Annotated in this window: 15 protein-coding genes and 1 riboswitch; of the genes, 2 read left to right on the forward strand and 13 right to left on the reverse strand. The window is 33.2% G+C overall.

From position 1 onward, the window contains the following. Nucleotide 1 precedes the first annotated feature (1 nt). The 7 genes from OZP08_RS01240 to OZP08_RS01270 form a co-directional block, all read right to left on the reverse strand. On the reverse strand, nucleotides 2-964 hold the full coding sequence (locus OZP08_RS01240) for an alpha/beta fold hydrolase (protein WP_268847956.1): 963 nt from the start codon (nucleotides 962-964) through the stop codon (nucleotides 2-4). 78 nt (nucleotides 965-1,042) lie between these two features. Continuing rightward, nucleotides 1,043-1,150: riboswitch (SAM riboswitch) on the reverse strand. 259 nt (nucleotides 1,151-1,409) lie between these two features. Further along, nucleotides 1,410-1,619, reverse strand: coding sequence for a hypothetical protein (locus OZP08_RS01245; RefSeq protein ID WP_268847957.1), 210 nt, complete (start codon nucleotides 1,617-1,619; stop codon nucleotides 1,410-1,412). Nucleotides 1,620-1,743: 124 nt separating this feature from the next. Continuing rightward, the gene (locus OZP08_RS01250; protein WP_281322792.1) at nucleotides 1,744-2,061 is read right to left on the reverse strand and encodes a hypothetical protein; all 318 of its coding nucleotides are present in this window, start codon (nucleotides 2,059-2,061) and stop codon (nucleotides 1,744-1,746) included. 702 nt (nucleotides 2,062-2,763) lie between these two features. Further along, entirely contained in the window at nucleotides 2,764-3,972 is a 1,209-nt protein-coding gene (locus OZP08_RS01255) for a sterol desaturase family protein (RefSeq protein WP_281322793.1), read from the reverse strand. An 18-nt stretch (nucleotides 3,973-3,990) separates the two neighbouring features. Beyond that, complete coding sequence (locus OZP08_RS01260) at nucleotides 3,991-5,097, reverse strand: homoserine dehydrogenase family protein (RefSeq protein WP_281322794.1); 1,107 nt, start codon at nucleotides 5,095-5,097, stop codon at nucleotides 3,991-3,993. Then, complete coding sequence (locus tag OZP08_RS01265; protein WP_281322795.1) at nucleotides 5,084-6,085, reverse strand: alpha/beta fold hydrolase; 1,002 nt, start codon at nucleotides 6,083-6,085, stop codon at nucleotides 5,084-5,086. Before OZP08_RS01265 ends, OZP08_RS01260 begins: the two co-directional genes overlap by 14 nt. 90 nt (nucleotides 6,086-6,175) lie before the next feature. After that, the gene (locus OZP08_RS01270) at nucleotides 6,176-7,468 is read right to left on the reverse strand and encodes an O-acetylhomoserine aminocarboxypropyltransferase/cysteine synthase family protein (RefSeq protein ID WP_268847965.1); all 1,293 of its coding nucleotides are present in this window, start codon (nucleotides 7,466-7,468) and stop codon (nucleotides 6,176-6,178) included. A gap of 715 nt (nucleotides 7,469-8,183) precedes the next feature. Here OZP08_RS01270 and metK point away from each other — a divergent pair. Next, the gene (gene metK / locus OZP08_RS01275) at nucleotides 8,184-9,434 is read left to right on the forward strand and encodes a methionine adenosyltransferase (protein WP_268847966.1); all 1,251 of its coding nucleotides are present in this window, start codon (nucleotides 8,184-8,186) and stop codon (nucleotides 9,432-9,434) included. A gap of 236 nt (nucleotides 9,435-9,670) precedes the next feature. After that, nucleotides 9,671-10,288, forward strand: a complete 618-nt coding sequence (locus tag OZP08_RS01280) for a deoxynucleoside kinase (RefSeq protein ID WP_268847967.1) — start codon at nucleotides 9,671-9,673, stop codon at nucleotides 10,286-10,288. A 105-nt stretch (nucleotides 10,289-10,393) separates the two neighbouring features. On the opposite strand, the gene OZP08_RS01285 is transcribed toward OZP08_RS01280, so the two are convergent. From OZP08_RS01285 to OZP08_RS01310, 6 genes are all read right to left on the reverse strand, one after another. Further along, the gene (locus OZP08_RS01285; RefSeq protein ID WP_281322796.1) at nucleotides 10,394-14,308 is read right to left on the reverse strand and encodes a hypothetical protein; all 3,915 of its coding nucleotides are present in this window, start codon (nucleotides 14,306-14,308) and stop codon (nucleotides 10,394-10,396) included. A gap of 326 nt (nucleotides 14,309-14,634) precedes the next feature. Next, entirely contained in the window at nucleotides 14,635-17,220 is a 2,586-nt protein-coding gene (locus tag OZP08_RS01290; RefSeq protein ID WP_281322797.1) for a sodium-translocating pyrophosphatase, read from the reverse strand. Nucleotides 17,221-17,331: 111 nt separating this feature from the next. Beyond that, nucleotides 17,332-17,862 carry an inorganic diphosphatase gene (locus tag OZP08_RS01295; protein WP_268847972.1) on the reverse strand — a complete coding sequence of 177 codons (531 nt, stop codon included), beginning with the start codon at nucleotides 17,860-17,862 and terminating at the stop codon, nucleotides 17,332-17,334. A gap of 110 nt (nucleotides 17,863-17,972) precedes the next feature. Then, a complete protein-coding gene (locus tag OZP08_RS01300) occupies nucleotides 17,973-18,575 on the reverse strand; it encodes a DNA-3-methyladenine glycosylase family protein (RefSeq protein WP_268847973.1) in 603 nt (200 codons plus the stop codon). Nucleotides 18,576-18,678: 103 nt separating this feature from the next. Continuing rightward, the gene (locus OZP08_RS01305) at nucleotides 18,679-21,180 is read right to left on the reverse strand and encodes a DUF5686 and carboxypeptidase-like regulatory domain-containing protein (RefSeq protein ID WP_281322798.1); all 2,502 of its coding nucleotides are present in this window, start codon (nucleotides 21,178-21,180) and stop codon (nucleotides 18,679-18,681) included. A gap of 127 nt (nucleotides 21,181-21,307) precedes the next feature. Beyond that, nucleotides 21,308-22,288: a pyruvate dehydrogenase complex E1 component subunit beta gene (locus tag OZP08_RS01310; RefSeq protein WP_281322799.1), complete on the reverse strand. Its 981-nt coding sequence runs from the start codon at nucleotides 22,286-22,288 to the stop codon at nucleotides 21,308-21,310. Nucleotides 22,289-22,443: the final 155 nt, after the last annotated feature.

Raw genomic sequence — 22,443 nt, forward strand, 5'->3', positions numbered from 1 at the left:
CTTAAAAAATTCCTTTAAGCAAATTGTCTAATTGTTTATATTCTATCAAGAAAGCATCATGTCCGTGTACAGAATCTATTTCTTGAAAGGTTACATTCTCTTTGTGTTTTTTTAATGTTTCGTATGTCTCTTTATTTTCCTTTACCGTAAAAAATAAATCCGAATTGATTCCAACAATATGTATATCTGCCTCTATTTGAGTTGCTACAGCAAGAAAAGATTCTCTTTCTCTAGCAATATCTATTGTTTTGAGCAATTGATTCATCAACTTATAAGCCGAAATCTGAAAGCGTTTTTGCAGTTTTGTTCCGTGATGACTCAACCAGCTTTCTATATTAAAAACGGCTAACTCATTATTGATTGTTCGGTCAAATTTTTCTTTAAAGGATTCTGGAGTTCTGTAACACAACATTGCATGAATGCGAGCATCTTCTATTGGTTTAGAAGAATTATTCAGAATTTGTTCTTGCAAAAAGCAATTGGCAATCAGCCAGTCAGTCGCTTTCCAGTCGCTTGCAATAGGAATTAAATGTTGTGCAATCTTAGGTTCTAATGCAGCTATTTCCCATGCAATTCCGCCTCCTACAGAACCACCAATAATAGCATACAATTGATTTATTTTAAGGATTTTGAGCCCTTCTATAAAAAGTCTGGCTATGTCTCTTGCAGTAAAATCCAGATAGTTTTCGATAATGGTATCATCAAAGCCATTTCCTGGTACATTAAAAGCTAGTATGGTATATTTATTGGTATCTATTGTTCTGTCCTCACCAATGAGTACATTCCACCATCCATTTAAACCCACAACTTGAGAGTTTCCGGTTAGTGCATGATTGACCAAAATAATAGGTGCTGTATGTAATGCAGGGCCAAAAAGATGATAACTCAAATTGATGGTTGCACAAAAAGCACCCTTTTCGGTAGTAAAATTTTGTATGGTAATTGTGGTTGGCTTATTTTCCAATTTCAAATCTTTTTTTATTATTTGATTTGTACCTGGAAATATTATGAAGAAAGCTAGAGAAACTAGAATCAATTCTGTGTGTTATCTTTCCACGTTGGGCGTGGTAGAATGCAGCACCTTCTTCGATAAATCGAAGGGTTGCTAAGGCTTCATTGGGTCTAATCCCTCTGCCTTTCTTTATAACATTTCAATACTTTTCTGAACTTAACGGTGCAAATTAACTACAATTTTATGAAACGACCAAATTATTATTCAATTTCATTTTAGAAACTGTGGTTTTTCATAAATCAAAAATTTGCCACGAATTACTGCCAGAGCGATAGCGAACTGGCGGAATAAATTCTCACGAATCTTTTCCGCTCAAAAAAACATTTCGCGTTTTTATTCGTGTAATTCGTGGCAAAGAACTTTATTTTTACCATTTCTGGATTTTAAAACTCATTTTTTAGATAAAAAGAGTTCCGTTTTCTTTAGAATACATGTGAAACAATAAAGAATTCTTGCCTTTTTTAGCTTTCAAATCGAAGTTCTCATCCACATCAAATCTTGGGTGATCTAATTCTTTTTTAGGGTTAAATGGTTCTATTCTTATTGTTTTTAAAATTGATTTTTTTAGTAATCCTACTTTGTTTGTGATATATGTTATAGTTTTCATGATACTTTATTTTTGCAATTATTAATTTATTTATGGCTTATAATTCAAATGTTTTTACAACATTTTCTTCTTTCTATTTTATAGCACAATGAGTTTCGTTTTCTAAAAAATCAATTGTGCTTTTTTATGCTTTTAATTCGATCAAAACTTCTGATAAACAACAGACTTTTAAATCTTTTCTATTTTTCCGTCTTACTGAGAGCAGAATCAAATCCTTGGACATTCCCGTGACGACATGATCTTTAGCACTTAACCGCTGGTGCTTTACACTAGCCGGATGAATCATTCCGGATTTGGAATCTTCTATATTCGACAAAAAAGAAAACCTTGTCTTATCCTCTATTTTTTTGACTGTTTTGGCTGCACCAAATAAATTGGTTACTTGTTTGGCGATATTATGTTCAGCTTGCAATGATTTGATTGCGAAATTTTTTGAATTCATAATTTCTACTTTATTAAATTTTATATTTCATTAAAAACTGAATCTTCCTCAGTTTCTACTCCCCTAATTTCTTTCTCTGTTTACTGATACACTTCTGGTCCGAAAAACAAAAAACCCTTTTAGACAAATATCCAAAAGGGTTTTAAGTTATACTATAAACTTATACTTTTGGAATCAGCAGATACAAACACACATCATGGCGTAGATACACATCATCATCGTCTTAATTGCCTTCGTCTTCGAAATGGTAACCTTAATAATGTCGAGTTGTTTCATATGATAGATGTTTATATTGTTTTATTTATTCTTATTTTTTTAACCTTGAAATAATACTTGAAAATGGACTAAAAAAAAACCTCCCAAATTTATTGGGAGGTTTTGCTATATATTTTTAAAAAATTTAAAATTAAGCTATACCCCCACTGCAGGACTTATCCTGAATGGCTTTAGACATATTAAATACATTAAATTGTATCTTTTCTTTAAATTGCATTTTCTTTTTTTATTTCTGTTTTACAAATATCCAAACTTTTTTTCAATAATCCTAACGACAATCCCATTTTTAATAATTAAAAAACAAATTACAAAAATCAAAACTATCTAAACATCAAATAATTACACAAAAGCAAAAGTTAAACTTTACAAATCCCTCGATGTTTTTTAACAAACATTTCTCAATTAAACTATTTTTTTAACTATAAATTAAGCTGAGAACAAAAACTCCTGGTATTTCATATGAATTGTTTCATAAAATAGTACCCCAATTATCCCCGACAATACGGCAACAAAAAGCAAAAACGGATTTGAAAAAGCCGAAACACCAACATAACCTATAATACAGATTCTTAAAAATTCTAAATGAAAAATCCACTTTTTTTGCTCCAACATAGCTCCAGTAACAATCACACTCAAAATAATAAAGCCCGCTAACAAAAACACATTAGATGTCGCTATATATTCCGAAAAAAGTATGGTAAAAAACAAAACAACCATTGTTGCGATTGTTTTTACCGTAATTGCATTTAGCAACTTATTTGAATACTGAATATCTACCGCTTTTTTAGAAAATTTTCTTTCCAAAAGTAATCGTATTCTCCCGTCTATATCATTTGGCCCTCCAAAAATTACTTTTATTTTATCTCTAAATGTCTTTGCCATTCTAAACGCTACCACCAGCTCTAAAACATAATGAAAATGTTGCCACAAAAAACTGTAGCTATCCAGTGATTTCGTTAGACCATATTTAGGTTCTGTAGTTTCTTCGATATATGTCCCGAAAATTTTATCCCATATAATCAACATGTCTCCATAATTTTTATCCAAATATTCAGGGTTACTACTATGATGTACTCTATGATGTGATGGCGTAACTATTATATATTCTAACCATCCTAATTTCCCCACTAATTGCGTATGGGTAAAAAAAGGATATGTCCCATGAATCAATAACAACACTGTAATCATCTCCGCTTTAAAGCCAATAATAGGCAAAGCACACCAAAACAGCCCTCTGGCAATTGCCTGAAAAACTGTTATTCTTGCTGCAACTGTATAATTAAAATCGTCACTTTGATGATGCACAATATGTGTTGCCCAGAAAATATTGACCGTATGCCCAAACCTATGATACCAATACCAAAGTAAATCTGTTACCAAAAACAAAAGTATCCAAGTTGTAACAGATGATTCTATAGAGAAAATAGAAAAATTTGCATTTAACCAAGTAAAAATGAAATAAAAAGTCCCGCTTGTTAATAGGTCGGTAATTCGTTCAGCTATTCCAACATTAAGATTAGCAACACTTTCATTAATTTGGTGCACTTTTCTATTTTTTATTGTGCTGATATAATATTCCAAAAGCATAAAGAATGCAAAAAATGGAACTGCAAAAGCAATATAATTTAATTTCATTTTGTGTTTTTTATTTGCTTAAAGCCAAATTATTTCTCTCATTTTTATTTCTTCTGTCACTTTTAGAATATCGATAAGAATCCTTCTGGCTATAATTAAAGCTTTGTTTCCTGTACCTTCTCCTTTTACTACTATCGGAATATTACCTCGAGATTTTGTGTAGATTTCGAAAACAGTTTCAAATCCTTTTAATTGCCCAATAGCTGAGGTGATTGGTTCTGATACCAACTTAACTTCAAATTTATTTTCTGGAATCGAAATCTCCCCCACACAGCGTAACACATGATCTTTTGACTGAATCATTTTAGCTATTTCAAAATGTTTATCGAGTATAGTTGTATTGTATGAAAATTTAGATTTCAAATCCGGCTCCCCTAATTGACTTGGCAAAAGCGGAATGTTTTTTATGTCTGACAATTCTACATTTTCTCCTAATTCTCTAGCTAACACAAGCAATTTCTTTGCCTTTTCATTATTCGAAAATTCTTCTTTAAAACCTTTTTTAAGCAAGCCCACTTTTTTAGCATCTTTCAAGATAGTCGAAAAAGGCAACTCTTCAGACGAAAACCTATTAAATATATAACTCAATGAATCTGAAAAGACACTTCTGATTTTGGTTATTTTTTCTCCAGAATCATACAGATCGTTTATAGTCTGTAATACTAAAACTCCTCCCTCTATATTGGTTTCGTACAAAAATGTCTTGTCGAAGTTTTTTAAATTTCTTCGTATTTCTTTATAAAAATCGATATGCAATATATTAGCATATTGGTTGGCTGCAACTATATCAAATCCGTTTTGAATAAAAGGAATATAATGCCTTACCAACTCTGGACTTGCCGTTGCATCTACAGCTATTACATTTTCAAGTCCTTGATCCTTGGCAAACTCTATAACATCTTCAATTGTAAAAGGTATTGCCAATCGTTCAAAATTAGCTTCCCAAACATTTTTAACCCCTTCTTTTTCAAAAAAAGCCAAAGATGAACTAGTTATTATCGGAAAACGCAAATCGATATCTCTTTTTTCCTGAAAATACTGTTGACTCTCAAGAACTTGATTTATTAATGCACTCCCCACATTTCCAATTCCAAAAAGGATAATATTTATTCTAAGCACTGACATAATTTTGTTGTTTTGGATAGCTAAAAATAGGGTTCAAAATATCTGATAACTGATTAAGCTCTATCAAATAAGCATCGTGCCCGTGAATGGATTGGATTTGATGATAAAAAACATTTTCTTTCGTGTTTTTCAACTCCCTAAAAGTCTTTCGTGTTTCCTCTGCAATAAATAAATGATCTGTATCTACAGTAACTAGATGAATATTGGCCTCAAAAACATTGGCTACTGTCAAGAAATCGACTCTATTCCTAGCGATATCATTTGTTTTTAGCAAGTGATTCATGAGTTTATAAGCTGCCAACGGATAACTATTTTTTAACTTAAAAACATTTTCGAACAATCTATTTTCTGTTTGCAAAATGGATAAATCTTCTAATTTACCTCTTCGAGACCTTTGATTGACGTATTCTGGAGTTCCAAACAATAGTGTAGCATGCAAACAAGCATCTGCAATAGGATCATCTGAATAATTTAAGATTTTATCCTGAATTAAAACATTGGCAATAACCCAATCCGTAGCTTTCCAATCTGTTGCAATTGGAATAAAATTATCAACTTTATCAGACTGCAAAGCTGTCATTTCCCATCCTATTGCCCCTCCCAAACTTCCACCAATGATGGCGTAAACATTTTTAACTCCTAAGAAAAATAATCCTTCCCAAAAAATTCGAGCAATATCACGAATGGTAAAGTCTTGGTAATTATCTATCAGATTTCCAAAATTATCATCATACCCATTTCCAGGAATATTAAAAGCGATGACCGTAAAATAATCCGTATCTATCGCCTTGTTCTTTCCCACAATCTCATTCCACCATCCATTCTCTCCAGTAACATTAGAATTTCCCGTTAAAGAATGATTTACCACTACTATGGGCGAACTGCCTAATGGTTTACCAAAAACTTGATAAAACAAAGGAAGATAAGGTTTCAGTTTTCCTATCTCTAAATCAAAATTAAAAATGTCTATTTTTTCTAGATTTCCCATTTTGAATGCTTTTTAAGGTTAATTTTTAAAAAACTGCCTTAGCCTGTAATTAATGACTAAGACAGCCTTACTAACAAAAAATAACACATCTTATACTAATTGAGGCTCCTTAATAGTTTCGAAAACCGCCTTCAAATCTGCTTTTAAATCCTCTATATCTTCTAGCCCAACCGAAAGTCGAATTAGATCTTTGGTGACCCCAGTTGCTATTTGTTCCTCATCAGACAACTGCTGATGTGTTGTACTGGCCGGATGAATAATTAAGGATTTTGTATCTCCTATATTGGCTAATATTGAAAATAGCTTGGTATTATCTGCTACTTTTTTGGCGGCATCAAAACCAGCTTTTAGTCCAAAAGTCACCACACCACTTTGCCCTTTTGGCAAATATTTTTGTACTAGAGTATAATACTTACTCGATTTCAACCCTGGATAGTTAACCCAAGCTACTTCGTCCTGAATTTTTAGCCATTTGGCTAATGCCAAAGCATTTTCGCTATGCCTTTTGATGCGGATTTCCAAGGTTTCTAATCCCTGTATGATTTGAAAAGCGTTGAACGGACTTAAAGCTGCACCAAAATCTCGTAATCCTTCAATACGTGCTTTTGCAATAAAAGCAGCATTTCCTAATGCTTCGTAATAAATCAGTCCGTGATACCCAACGGAAGGCTCTGTAAATTCAGGAAACTTACCGTTGCTCCAATCAAACTTTCCTGCATCAATGATTACACCTCCCAATGAAGTTCCATTTCCAGATATATATTTGGTCAAAGAATGAATAACAATATCAGCCCCATAGTCAATAGGATTCAATAAATACGGAGATGCAACTGTATTATCGACAATAAAAGGCACTTTGTAGGCTTTGGCCTCTTCTGAAATGGCTTCTAAATTCAGTACATCTAATTTTGGATTTCCTAAACTCTCTACGAAAAATGCTCTGGTATTTTCTTTAGCGGCTCTAGTAAAATTTTTAGGATCTGCAGGATCTACAAACGTAGTTGTGATTCCTAATCTTGGTAATGTAACTTTCAATAAATTATAAGTTCCTCCATATAGACTATTCGAAGCTACTATATGATCTCCCGCTCTTAGCAAGACCAATAAAGTAGTCGAAATTGCTGCAGTTCCAGATGCGGTTACCACTGCTCCTATACCACCTTCTAGTTCAGCTAAACGCCTCTCTAAAATATCATTGGTCGGGTTATTTAATCGTGTGTAGATAAATCCGTCTTCAGCAAGTCCAAATAATTTGGCTGCATGTTCTGAACTATCAAATACATACGAAGTGGTTTGATAAATTGGTACGGCTCTAGTTCCACCATTTTTAGTTACGTCGTGTCCTGCGTGTAATGCGTTTGTTGCAAAGTTTTTTGTGCTCATAATTTCTAGTTTTTAATGTTATATAATTAGTTAATGATTTTACTTAATATTTTGATTTTGAAATAAACTCGGGATAATAAAAAAGCCCTTTTGGAAGGTTTACCAAAAGGGCTTATAGCTTAAAACTATAACAAAGATTAAATCCTCCACTTTAGGCAATAGTATATTGGGATGCACATACACATCATCATACAACACATTGTTATTTTATTTCCTATTGTTTTCATTATTTTGTTTTTACTTATTTACTTAAAATAAAAAACCTCTGCTGTTGGCAGAGGTCTTAATTGTACTATTTTAAAATTATACAATAACACGCCCTGCGGAAATTTTCCACATCATACAACACATATTGCAAATCGTTAGTTTCATGTTTTCTTTATTTGTTGAGGCAAATTTGCAAACTATTTTTTAATCTACCAAAGAAAAATCAAATTATTTTTACAAATTCTATGGATTTAGTAGAACATGTTAAAATCCTCATAATTAAATTAAAAAAAGTAAAAGAATAATTTGCAATTCAAAATGGTTTCATACATTTGCACCCGAATACCAGAGGAAAAATTTGAACTGATTGCAACCTCTTCATAATGAAACGAATTCATTATGGATGCTGAAAAATTTTCAGTAGAAAAAATGCTAAAGCAGAAACTCTCCTTTAGTCCTTTTCCCAGCAATTATTTTTTCTCGACTAATTTTTAAATTTATAATTATTATGGCATATTTATTTACGTCAGAATCTGTAAGCGAGGGGCACCCAGATAAAATTGCAGATCAAATTTCGGATGCATTAATTGATAACTTTTTAGCATTTGATGCTGACTCAAAAGTAGCTTGTGAAACTTTGGTTACTACTGGTCAAGTAATTTTGGCAGGTGAAGTTAAGTCGAATACTTACTTAGATGTACAACAAATTGCACGCGAAGTAATTCGCAAAATTGGATATACTAAAAGTGAATATATGTTTGAAGCTGATTCTTGTGGAATTCTTTCAGCTATTCACGAACAATCTGCAGATATTAACCAAGGTGTTGATAGAGCAAGTAAAGAAGAGCAAGGTGCTGGTGACCAAGGAATGATGTTTGGTTATGCAACAAATGAAACTGAAAATTATATGCCTTTGGCACTTGATTTATCTCATAAATTATTGCAAGAACTAGCTATTTTAAGACGTGAAAACAACGAAATTAAATATTTACGTCCAGATGCAAAATCTCAGGTTACTTTAGAATACAGCGATGACAACAAACCAACACGTATTGATGCCATTGTAATTTCTACACAACACGATGATTTTGATGAAGAAGCTGCTATGCTTGCTAAAATCAAAAAAGACATCATCGAAATTTTGATTCCAAGAATCATTGCAAAAAATCCAACTCACGCGCATTTATTCAATGACAAAATTCAATACCATATCAACCCAACTGGAAAATTCGTAATTGGTGGACCACACGGAGATACAGGATTGACTGGAAGAAAAATTATTGTTGATACTTACGGAGGAAAAGGAGCTCACGGTGGTGGTGCTTTCTCTGGAAAAGATCCAAGTAAAGTAGATAGAAGTGCTGCTTACGCTACTCGTCATATTGCCAAAAACCTTGTTGCAGCTGGTGTTGCAGATGAGATTTTAGTGCAAGTTTCATATGCAATTGGAGTAGCTAAACCAATGGGTATTTTTATTGAAACTTATGGAACATCTAAAGTGAATTTAACTAATGGTGAAATTGCTAAAAAAGTAGAAGCTATTTTTGATATGCGTCCTTACTTCATCGAACAACGCTTGAAATTAAGAAACCCAATCTATAGCGAAACTGCCGCTTACGGACATATGGGACGTACTCCAGAAACAGTAACAAAAACTTTCTCTGCTCCCGGTGGTTTAACTAAAACAGTAACGGTTGACTTATTTACTTGGGAAAAGCTAGATTTTGTTGATCAAGTAAAAGCTGCTTTTGGATTGTAAAAATTTGAAACATTTATATACAAAACCATTCGGCAAGTACGAATGGTTTTTTTTTGCTTTTTTGAGAAAAAAAGCCACTTATAAGTTAGAATATCAACACTTAATAAAATGATTTCATTAAAAAATGATAAAAATACTATTTTACAAAATGGCACGTTAAATTCTATCAGTAAAACTAAATTTTATCTATTTTTACAAGCTTAGATATTTATAAATATTAAAATCGTAATACCGTAATGCACATAGCTATAGCAGGAAACATAGGATCAGGAAAAACAACATTAACACGCTTATTAGCCAAGCATTTTAAATGGGAGCCACATTTTGAAGAAGTGGTAGACAACCCATATTTAGACGACTTTTACCATCAAATGGAACGTTGGTCCTTTAATTTGCAAATTTATTTCTTGAATAGCCGTTTCCGTCAAATCATGCAAATTCGAGAAAGCGGAAAAAAGATTATTCAGGATCGTACAATTTATGAGGATGCTCATATTTTTGCTCCTAATCTATATGCCATGGGCTTAATGACTCACCGTGATTTTGAGAACTACTCATCGCTTTTTGAATTAATGGAATCACTTGTCAAAGCTCCGGATTTATTGATTTACCTAAGAAGCTCTATCCCAAACTTAGTTGGACAAATTCACAAACGTGGTCGCGAATATGAAAATTCTATCTCTATCGACTACTTAAGCCGTCTTAACGAGCGTTATGAAGCTTGGGTTCATACATACAATAAAGGAAAAATAATGATCATTGATGTTGATCATATTAATTTTGTTGACAATCCTGAGGACTTAGGAAACATCATTAACAGAATTGATGCTGAATTAAACGGAGGATTGTTTTAATCAACACCCCTATTCTAATAATAAAAAATGCCTCAGAAATATCTCGAGGCATTTTTTATGTTAGGTAACCACATATAATTTTATTTTTCTAGGCTATTACCCCTTTTAAATCTCAAATCTTTCAATAAAACCTTCACTTAGAATACTCTTTCTCTTTAGTTTTAGTTTGATAATTTTTTTAATGGTCTTATCTAATTCTTTTTGATATTTATCATCAAATGCAATTGCTTTTTGGAGCAATTCAGCTTTGGTTTCATAAAACCAATAGAAACACTCTTCATCTTCAATAGGTGCTTTTACAAACGATTTTTTGTTATGTTCCAAACCCAACTTTATGTCTTCAAAAGTGGTTGCCGTTTCAAAAAGATGATACGCCAAAGTATTGTTCATAGAACGCAACGCGTGACGAATGTTATTATCAAAAGCGACATATGGCCAAGTTGTGACTTTTTGAAGCGTTTTGATTGTTTCTCTGCAAAAAGAATAGCAATCTTCCTTACGGTCTGTGGCATAGAGCGCAAATCGTTTGTGATCCCAAAGCATTGCCCAATAATTCATATCAGAACATTGTGATTCTTTTAGTTTTTTTTCTTGTTCAATAATCTCTTGCAACGCTTCTTCCGGATAGCCGCATGTTACATACTTGTTTATATCCTGAATTTTTAGTTCAAAATCTTCAAGGTTAAAATCGAAAATTTCTGTTTGGATAATTGGCAATTGAGTCCTTTCATACGGTGTGTCTATTAAAGCATCGGGAAATTCTTTTTTAAACACAACTTGCGATTGATCAAAAAGTTCTTGTGCTTTTTGAATTCTACCTAACTTGAAGTTTGCCCAACCTTCATAGTATAAACTCTCTGCATATCCTCCTTCATCTTGCGTACGATTGTTTCTTAAAGCTATAAAATCGATAATAGCATTTTCATAATTTTCGATAAATAAATATCCAAAACCTCTATAATAATAAGAGAATTCTTTATCAAAATCATCTTGATGATCTTTTAATAAAACATCCATTACGGCTATATAGTTTTCATAAGGTATATAGTCCAGTAAATCTAAATTTTCTTTCAACGCTTTTAGGCAATAAGAATTCGTTCTAAATTCCTTGGGAACAAATTTTATGTTCTCTATATCTCGAGACATTGCATTTTGAGAGACTTTTTCAGAGCGCATAGCTACAGGAATATATGCGATGGAGCTACCATAGTCCCTCCCGGAGGCGCTCTCGCAAAGTTCAGGCGTAAGAAACTCTATAGGCACAAATTGCAAATCATACGAATTTTTTTTGATGGCAACTTCAGCGATTTTTGCTGTAATATGTGATGATGGAATGTCTAAAATTCTTTCATCTGCTTTATTCAGCGTTTCTAAAATAAATTTTTCAGTATAAAAACACGGCCAAACCTTATCAAATGTATCGTATTCATAAGTTCCATTAAACGAATGTTGAGTTACTGTTTCTTCCCATTTATTATGATTTTCGTATAATTTTTTCGCAGCTTCAAAAACCGTTGCATCGATATATTTATTTGGAATTTTATTTAAAGCATCGATATCTATTTCAATTGCTTTGAGAATAAATTCTTGTTCAGCAAATTTTTTGGGTATCACAACACCGGAATACTCACTTAAAACGCCAGATGAAACAGCCCTGACATACATATCATCATCTTTGAACTGGTTGGGAACAAACTTTAAATTCGTGTAATTTTTACCTACTGCATCAAGATAGATTTCGCGATCGAGAATTTCCTCTGGAACATTTTCTAAACTAACATTCAATGCTTTTAAACAAAATTCTTTATCCATGAATTCAACTGGGACATCTATAAAATCGGGTTGATGCAATGGATGTGTAAACGCAAGCATTACAATATCTTTGGTCAGCAATCGTTTAGGAACAGTTCTAAAAGTTGCACCCCAAAATCTTTTTTGGTTGTCGTGATTATAAGTCCACTCCACCATTTTCTGAGTGATAAATTCCTCAGGAATAACAGCAATATCCTGATACTTTTTAAAAAATTCGTCGTAAAAATCTTGTCCTTTCGGTACAATTTTGATGTCTTCTACTTTTTGGTTTTCCCAATCGAAATTTACATTTATACCTGTGTAAAATTCTAGTGATTCTGTTTCTTCATAACTTGGTACATTGTCCTGTTTTGTTCTGGCTTTAGCAAGCCAATTGTCGCTTTTGCTTTTATTATTTAATCGAAAATGTGCCAAACCCGTGAGCCATAAAACAGGTAAATGTTGATTATCCTCATAAGCCAGTTCCAAATCGCTTAGTGCTTCTTCGTTTTTATTTAAAAGCAAATGAGATTCTGCTTGGATTCTATAAACAAAACCTTTGTCATTTTCTACTTTTGTGAGTATATCTTTTGTGAGCTCAATACTTTTTTGGTAATCACCTTTTCGCAAATAACAAAAAGCTAAATATTTGGCAGCATTTTCATAAGCATATCCAGTATCTGCAAAAGGGAGACAACATTTTATAGCATTTTCGAAATAGCTAATAGCCTGAACGTAAGCATTATTTTTATATAAAATTTTACCACAATTGAACCAACCTAAATAAAAATTTGGCGATTGCTTGGTTACATCATTAAAGCATACAAATGCAGCTCCAAAATCTTCATCTTGACTATATTCAACTCCTTTTTGGTAACTGGGCATACACAAAATATCAAAACCATCTCGAAAAATTGATTTCTCTTCTTTGAGTACTTCAAATATATCTCTGTTGTTCCAAAAAATAGGATCGTGCCAGCTTTCATCTAAGCTATAAAACAACTCCTTTTTTAAAGCATAAGCCGCATCGTGCCATCTAAAAATGGCATTCTCCGTTTCAAACGATTTAAGTTCATCATAATCATAAAGAGCTATTATTACGGTTTTCGCATCAAAAATATAGCTGTCAAGATTATAAAACCAAGAAAAAAAGTAAGGCGCACTCACTTTTCTTTTTCTTGACGTTTTTAATGCTTCATCATCTTCTGCTAGTTGTTCTTGAATGTATTTTACAGTTTCTACACCAAGACAAATCTGAAAATTATTCATGGAAAGCCATTCGAAAGTAGCATTACCAGTGACATAATAACGTAGAGAGTTATATCCGTGAACCACCAGATTTCCATTTACTACAATGATTATATTCCAGCTATTATCATTTGGAATTATAAAATCTCCATCAATACTTACATCACCGTCAGCGTAATAGACTCTAATTTCGTCAAGATCCTCTTCGTTATAATCTAAAAGAAATTGTTCGTTATTTTCAACTTCATCCTCCTCAAAGTCATTATCATCATACGTATCAAACATTTTATTAACACCAAGTAAATCAAGTGTTTCCTGATAGGTTTTTATTTTAAAACCATGTTTAACGAGAAAATTTTCTTTGGCTAGCTTTTTTCTATCTTCCTCTTTTTTGGCTTCAACTATTTCTTCTTGTTCTTGGGCTAATATTCTAGCTTGTTTTTGTTCTTGCTGATCTAAAAAATCAGTATAATTAGGTTTTAAAGCAACTAGTTTGTCTATAAATTCAACAAAAGTAATGGCTTCATTATCTTCAATTCTAAAAGAATTACTATTTCCTAAAGCATCAATATAAAAAAATTGATTGTATTTTTTCCCATCTACAATTTCATTTAGAAAACAATAAATCCAAAAGCAACTACTTAAAAATTCTTTTTCTTTTTGAAAATTATCTCCTAACATAGAAGTGTTTTCATCATCAACCAATACAGTAAAATAATTATAGACACTATATATTTTACAATCAAAAATACCAATATTTGAATAGATATATACCGCTACAATTTCATTCAAATCATTTTCAGTAAATTCCTTTGAATTAAAATATTGAAAAGCACCAAATTCTAACCAGAATTCTTTAATATAAGTTGGAATAGAATAACCTAGTTTTTCTTCGAGTTCAATAATATTATCTAGCGAAACAATAAATTTGGTATCTAATGTTGGATTTTGTTTTATAAATTCGAATGCTTTGTTTGTCATAAAATTATTCATTTTAACGTATCTTTTTTGTTTTACCAACCATTTTCCCGTTTTTTAAAAGAATATGCATTTCTTCTACATTTACCTCTTCAAGAAATGGGGTTCAAAATCTAATCTATTTATTCTATAAGTTTTTTGGAAGAAATAACAACCTCAAAAACCACCTTTCTAACAAGGGGTTTATTTTATAGTACCTTTCACTTTATACTTTTAGTCAATGAAATAAATTTAGATTTAATTACAAAAAAACCAAAGATATAAAATTAGTATTACAAAAAAATGCCTCGAGATTTTCGAGGCATTTTTTATTATTAAAAGAATGTTTCTTATTCCGCAGCATCAATCTGAGCTTGTACCTCAGCGTCTGTTCCTTCAAATTTCTTAACAACAACATTACCATCAACTGTGGTTGTAATTGTTGCGCTTACTTTTCCGTTTAGATTTGTTTTTTCTATTCTAATTTCATTATTCATTGACATTGCCTTTTTAGCACAACAAGCTTTCCCTTTATGAGCTACAAATTTCCCGTCTTTATCATAATGAGACAAACACATTTCTTTTTGCTCAGGAGAACACTTAAGACTGTCGCACATCTTAGCACATTCCTCTTTGGTCATTTTAGACAATTGAGACATATCACATTTCCCCATCATCATGGCTTCTTCTCCCATGTGACATTTTTTCATACTAATTTCTTTCTTGATACAACAGGCCTCTTGTGAATCAATTGTACTACCTCCGCTTCCTAAAATTGGAGCCATAACCAATCCTATTAAGCAAGTTAATTTAATTAAGATATTCATCGATGGTCCTGAAGTGTCTTTAAACGGATCTCCAATGGTATCTCCCGTCACTGCAGCTTTGTGCGCATCAGATCCTTTATAGGTCATCTCTCCATTAATCATAACCCCTGCTTCGAATGATTTTTTAGCATTGTCCCAAGCTCCTCCTGCATTATTTTGAAAAATAGCCCAAAGTACTCCAGAAACTGTAACTCCTGCCATATATCCTCCAAGCATTTCGGCAATCATTTGGTTGTTTCCTCCGTAAACCAATTTACCAAGAAGTACTATCCCAATTGGGAAACCAATCGTTAAAATTCCTGGTAACATCATTTCGCGCAATGCCGCTTTAGTTGAAATATCAACACATTTTGCATATTCAGGCTTTCCTGTTCCTTCCATAATTCCTGGAATTTCCTTGAACTGACGACGTACTTCGTATACCATATCCATAGCGGCTTTCCCCACTGAATTCATCGCTAAAGCTGAGAAAACAACTGGTATCATCCCCCCAACAAACAACATAGCCAATACTGGTGCTTTGAAAATATTAATTCCGTCTATTCCTGTAAAAGTTACATAAGCTGCAAATAAAGCCAAAGACGTTAGAGCTGCAGAAGCAATTGCGAAACCTTTTCCTGTTGCTGCCGTTGTATTACCAACCGAGTCCAAAATATCAGTTCTGGTACGCACTTCTTTAGGTAGTTCACTCATTTCTGCGATTCCACCTGCATTGTCCGATATAGGTCCAAAAGCATCTATTGCCAATTGCATAGCTGTTGTAGCCATCATTGCAGAAGCCGCCAAAGCTACTCCATAAAATCCTGCTAAAGCATAAGACGACCAAATAGCTACTGCAAACAGTAATACTGTTGGAAAAGTAGAAATCATTCCCGTTGCTAATCCTGCTATTACGTTTGTTCCTGCCCCTGTACTTGATTTTTGTACTATGGCCAAAACTGGTTTTTTACCTAATCCTGTATAATATTCTGTTACCGATGAAATGGCTCCTCCTACTATCAGACCAATAAGTGCTACATAAAAGACTCTCATAGACGAAATATCCATGGATTCCTCTCCAAAGAAAGTCATACTCATTGTTTTTGGCAACATATATTGCACCAAGAAATAACAAGTAACAGCCGTTAAAACAATAGAAACCCAGTTCCCTATGTTTAATGCTTTTTGAACTTCTGCTTCTTTGGCATTTTCATCAATAATTTTGACAAGCATTGTTCCTATTATAGAAAATAAAATTCCGAAACCTGCAATTGCCATAGGTAATAAGATAGGTCCTATTCCGCCAAAAGCATCTTGAATATTTCCGCCCATATCTTTTATTACATAATTCCCGAGTACCATTGCCGCAAGTACTGTTGCCACATATGAACCAAATAAATCGGCTCCCATTCCTGCAACGTCTCCAACATTATCTCCAACATTATCGGCAATTGTCGCAGGATTACGAGGATCGTCTTCTGGAATACCTGCTTCTACTTTACCTACTAAATCAGCACCTACATCTGCCGCTTTGGTGTAGATTCCGCCACCCACACGTGCAAACAAAGCGATAGATTCTGCTCCAAGAGAAAAACCCGCCAGTGTTTCTAAAACTACCGTCATATCTTCTGTAGAGGACCAATGCCCATTCATAAATATTTGGAAGAAAATAATAAAAAAACCGGTTAAACCTAAAACAGCTAAACCGGCTACACCTAATCCCATTACCGTACCTCCACCAAAAGAGACTTTCAAGGCTTGTGGTAAACTCGTACGGGCAGCCTGAGTGGTTCTTACATTTGTTTTTGTTGCAATTTTCATTCCCATATTTCCTGCTAAGGCAGAAAAGAATGCGCCTGATACAAATGCTACCACTATTAATATATTTGTTTTGACTCCCGGAATAAAAGTGACCCCTGCCAAAACAACACTTGCGATTACTACAAATACTGCCAGCAATCTATATTCTGCTTTTAAGAAAGCTAATGCCCCCTCATATATGTGTTCCGATATTTCCTTCATTTTACCATCGCCAGCATCTTGCTTCAATACCCAAGATTTTTTGATAGCCATAAAAACAAGCCCTGCTAATGCCATAAAAATTGGCACATAAATCATAATTGAATTCATAAATTTACTTTTTGGTTGGTTAGTATAAAACATTAAACGTAAGCAATTTAAACAAAAAAAGCAACACTCTTTGAAGAGTGCTGCTTTTTTTTATTCAATTAATGTGAGAAATTATTTAATACTAAATAATCCTGCTGGTTTATTTTCAATTTGATTGAAACGTTCTGTACATTCTTTTATGATAGCATATGCCTCATTCACATCTCCCCAACCTTCTACATCAACTTTTTTGTTTTCAAGATCTTTGTATACTTGGAAGAAATGCTCGATTTCTTTCAATAAGTGTGGGTTGATATCTGATAAGTTTTCTAATGAATTCCAAATTGGATCAGAAACTGGTACACAGATTACTTTTTCGTCTGGTCCTTTATCATCTGCCATGTGAAAAACTCCAATTGGCTTTACTTCCATCACACAACCAGGAAAAGTTGGTTCATTTACCAATACCAAAACATCTAATGGATCTCCATCTAAAGCTAAAGTTTCTGGAATGAAACCGTAATCTGCAGGATACATCATAGAAGAGAATAACATTCTATCAAAACGCATTCTTTTTATTTCAAAATCGTACTCGTATTTATTTCTGCTTCCTCTTGGTATTTCGATTAATACATCAAAAGTTGTTAATTTGTCTGCTGTCATTATTCTTATATCTTTCTTAAATTATTTACGAGTGCAAAAGTAATCAAACAATACTTTTTTACAATAAAATATAGACAATATATGCTATATCTTTTTCATTAAATTTTAGCTTAATACACTATTGTTCTTTTACGCTTTTTGAGATAATAATGCCATAACAAAAAAGTAGCATAAGATCGATAAGGACTCCAATCTGATGTATGCAATTCCATTTGTTCCTTTTCCTTAATATCCAACAATTCCTTTAAGGTATTGACCACTGCAATATCCCCTAAAGGAATCAGATCTGGCTCTTGTAAACAAAACATCAAATAAATATCTATTGTCCAATTACCAATTCCTTTAATCTTTATTAGCTCCTCCCTTACTTGCTCTGCTGATTTTTGAGGCAGACTGTCTAAATCTATTTCCTGATTCAGAATAGCCGATGCCAATGCTTTTATATAAGCCGTTTTTTGCCTACTAACTCCAAAGGCTCTATATTCCTCATCAGACAACTCAACCAATAATTCCGGTTTGAAAGTAGTATGCTCTGATTTTATTTTTAAAAAAGTGGCTCTTGCAGAATCTATTGATACTTGTTGCTCAAGAATCAACAATACTAAAGTCTCAAATCCCTGAGGCCTTTTAGGGATTATTGGCAATCCATACGTATCTATGATGTGCTTGAATATGGAATCTTTTTCTAAAAGATAGTCAATAGCTTGTTGCATAGTTTGATGTTTTTTAACCTAGATTAAAAATAGAAATCTTTTTTAATAGGCTTGCAATTGACAGCCTGACATAGACGAAACGAACTAACAAAACAAATAGATTCTAGAAATAGAATCCAAAAGATCCTTTTACAGTAAATCTATTTATGTTTGGTGTATCTAGATAACTACCTCTCCAAGCAAAATCTAAACGGAATACTTTGAAAATATTTCCAATACCTGCATTGTATTCCCAATAAACATTCTCTGGTGCTGTATATACTAATCCCGAAGCATTTATGGCTCTATTCGCATCCGATACGGTTCCATAAGCCGCTTTGACACCTACGATCTCTCTCCAATTGAGTTTTCTCATAAAAGGAATTCTAGCAAATAGTCTTCCGTTGAAATCATGATTCCATTGGGCTGTGACATATTGATCTGTAACGAATTCATAATAATTAAGATTACTAAAAGTGTTCTCTATAGTAAAGAAAGTCTGGTTACCCGGTACTATACTCATTAATCCTAAAGGAACGGTTCCAAAAGTTTTCCCAAGCTCAAAAATCAAATTGGTACGTCCAAGTGGACCTATAATAATGGGTTGCTTATAATACAATTCAATTCTTTTATAATCAAAATCACTATTCATAATCCCTTTGTATCCTTGACTATAGTTAACAAAGAGTGTAGTATAAGGACTATTAGCAATACTTCTCTCTACTCCATACGCTATAGTTCTTCGGTTGGGCGTATATTCAGCCTGAATATTAAACTCCGATTGTGTTGTATTACTTTTTACAACTCCAGCTGGATTCTCTGCTGTTGGTAAAGTAGTATAATAGTCTAAGCTAAAAACCGGAGAAGCCGATTCTAATGTTTTATAGGTTACTCCCGTTTGAAACGTTAGGTTTTTGATAGGCTCCATTGCAATGTAAACATTGGTTAATCCTACATTCGTTAATTTGCCATTAGATCCTGTTGTAAAAAAGGCCGAAGAACCAAAGTTTCTAGCCAATATATCATTGGTGGTAGTGAGACTCGCTCCCAATTGCTCAATATCGCGTCTGTTTCCTCCAGAAATGATAATTCGGTTTTTCTTTTCAATCATCCATTTTCCGGCAAAACCATACTTAAACTTATTATCGTCAAAACCATAGGCTGTAAAAGCTTGCACACGCCAAGGATCATTTGGCCCAAAATAGGTTCGTCCTCCTAATTGCACCCTAAATCCTTCTACTTCATTGTATCCAAATGTGGAGAAAATAGGTCCAACATCAAATATATCGTAATTTATATAACCACTTGCAAGTATAGTCACTAAGTCTGTAAGCCGCTTAAACGCCTTGACTGTTTTCAGCGTATCCAGCATTTTATAGACGCCTTGCTCGTCTTTACTTAATTTTTCGAAACGATTTTCATTCCAAAACTCTTCACTCTTTTTATATACTTCATTATCTACAAAATTCACTTCCTCTTTATAGAATTTAGCTGGTTTCTCTATATTGAATTTGTGGTTTTGGTAATAGGTTGTTCGTTTTCCATAAATCCCTTTTGACTTCTCTTTTTTATTCAAAGCAAAATCGGACATCAAATAATCCTTGGTTAACAAAAAGACAGAATCGTTTAAAACATCAAACTCCTGTTCAACATATACGTCTTTTACCCAGTTAATATTGGCACTTTTGGTAACTGCCATATTGATTTTCTTTATGGCAAAAGTGGTATCATTAACCCAGAAATCTCCTTTGAATGTCAATTCATTTTTTCGCCTCGGATAAAAAACAATATTATAACACCATTTTTTATCAATGTAAGCACTGTCTCTTAACACATAGTTATAGACATCTATTCCTGTTCTGGAAAGCGGACTTGTAAAACTCTTGTCAAATAATGTTATGTAATTATTGTAGATATTATAATCCGAATACAAATCCTTTATAAAAGACAAAATTTGCTGATTCCCTTCAAAACCTGAAGTTTTATTAGCCTTCGTAATTTCTTTTACTTTAGGTATTTTATTGTCTCCATACACATCTACTAATGCTTCATTTATAAAGATAGGTAAATACGTTTTTCCGGTAATTTTTGAGGTATCTACATGGTCAAAGATGAATTCCATCCCTTTGAAAATCTTTTGTTTTCTATAGGCGCTGTCAATAGAGTTAATATCAAACTCTACTTTTTCATACTTCTCCATTTGATATTGGGCAAATTGGTACAAGCCATTTTTTCGCTTTTTTTCCCAAATTTTCCTTAGAATATCGAGTGCAGGATTGTTCTTTTTTGACGTTTTACCGGTATAAATGACAACTTCTTTCAAACTTTCCTGTTCGCCTAATTCAACCGTAAAATTATAATTGACAGATTTGTTAAGTTCAATTTCTTTTTCGGAAAAACCAATTGAAGTTATTACTAACGTTTTATAGGTATTTGGAGATTCCAAATAAAAACGTCCGTCTTCATTAGTTACTGTTCCAATACTGGAATTTTTAAAAACTACATTGGCAAATGGAATAGGCTGTTTAGATTTATCAACAACAATACCGCTCACTTTCGTTTGGGCAAAAATGGGGGTAATAATTGCAACCAGCAAAAACAAACCAAAAAATTGGATTTTTTTCATAATCGTCAAAAAAAAACTTCATCAAATTTATATTTCTGATGAAGTTTCAAATACATTTAATTTCAGAACATTAGAAGTTTAGATCGTCTATACATATTAAAAATCTAATTATTCAAGAGTCAAAATTCTATTTTTTATACATTACTTTCTTAACAGCTTTTACAACGTCAGCAGCATTTGGCAACCATTCTTTCAATAATACTGGAGAATATGGTGCAGGTGTATCGGCTGTTGTAATACGTTGAATTGGCGCATCAAGAAAATCAAAAGCTTGTTCTTGAACTAGGTAAGCAATCTCAGAAGATACACTTGCAAATGGCCAAGCCTCTTCAAGAATTACCAATCGGTTTGTTTTTCTAACCGAAGCCAAAATCGCATCTTTATCCATTGGACGAACGGTTCTCAAGTCGATAATTTCACATGAAATACCTTCTTTGATCAATTCATCTGCAGCAGCATAAGCTTCTTTAATGATTTTCCCAAAAGAAACGATAGTTACATCTGTACCTTCACGCTTAACATCAGCAACTCCAATAGGAATAGTATATTCACCATCTGGCACTTCACCTTTGTCTCCATACATTTGCTCTGATTCCATGAAAATAACTGGATCATTGTCACGAATAGCCGATTTCAATAAACCTTTAGCATCATAAACATTAGACGGAACCACCACTTTAAGCCCTGGAGTATTAGCAAACCAGTTTTCTATAGCTTGAGAGTGTGTAGCCCCCAATTGTCCTGCCGAAGCAGTAGGCCCACGAAAAACAATAGGCACATTAAACTGCCCACCAGACATCTGGCGCATTTTGGCAGCATTATTTATAATTTGATCAATTCCAACTAAACAAAAGTTGAAAGTCATGTATTCTACAATCGGGCGACAACCATTCATTGCCGATCCTACTGCAATTCCAGTAAAACCAAGTTCAGCAATAGGCGTATCGATTACTCTTTTCTCACCAAATTCGGCAAGCATTCCTTTAGACGCTTTGTAAGCACCATTATACTCTGCTACCTCTTCACCCATTAAGTATATAGACTCATCGCGACGCATTTCTTCGCTCATCGCCTCACAAATGGCCTCTCTAAATTGTATCGTTCTCATATTATTTAGTCGTGTGTAATTTTTTAGAAACGCAAAAATAATTATTTTAAATTACTTAAAAGCATAAATTACTTTAAAATAACAAGGATTTATTCTTATGATTTTTAGGAGCTATTTCCAGCTATCCGTTATATCTTTTCCTCGCTAAAAAAGCG

The sequence above is a fragment of the Flavobacterium aestivum genome, assembly GCF_026870175.2.
GTDB classification, from domain to species: Bacteria; Bacteroidota; Bacteroidia; order Flavobacteriales; family Flavobacteriaceae; genus Flavobacterium; species Flavobacterium aestivum.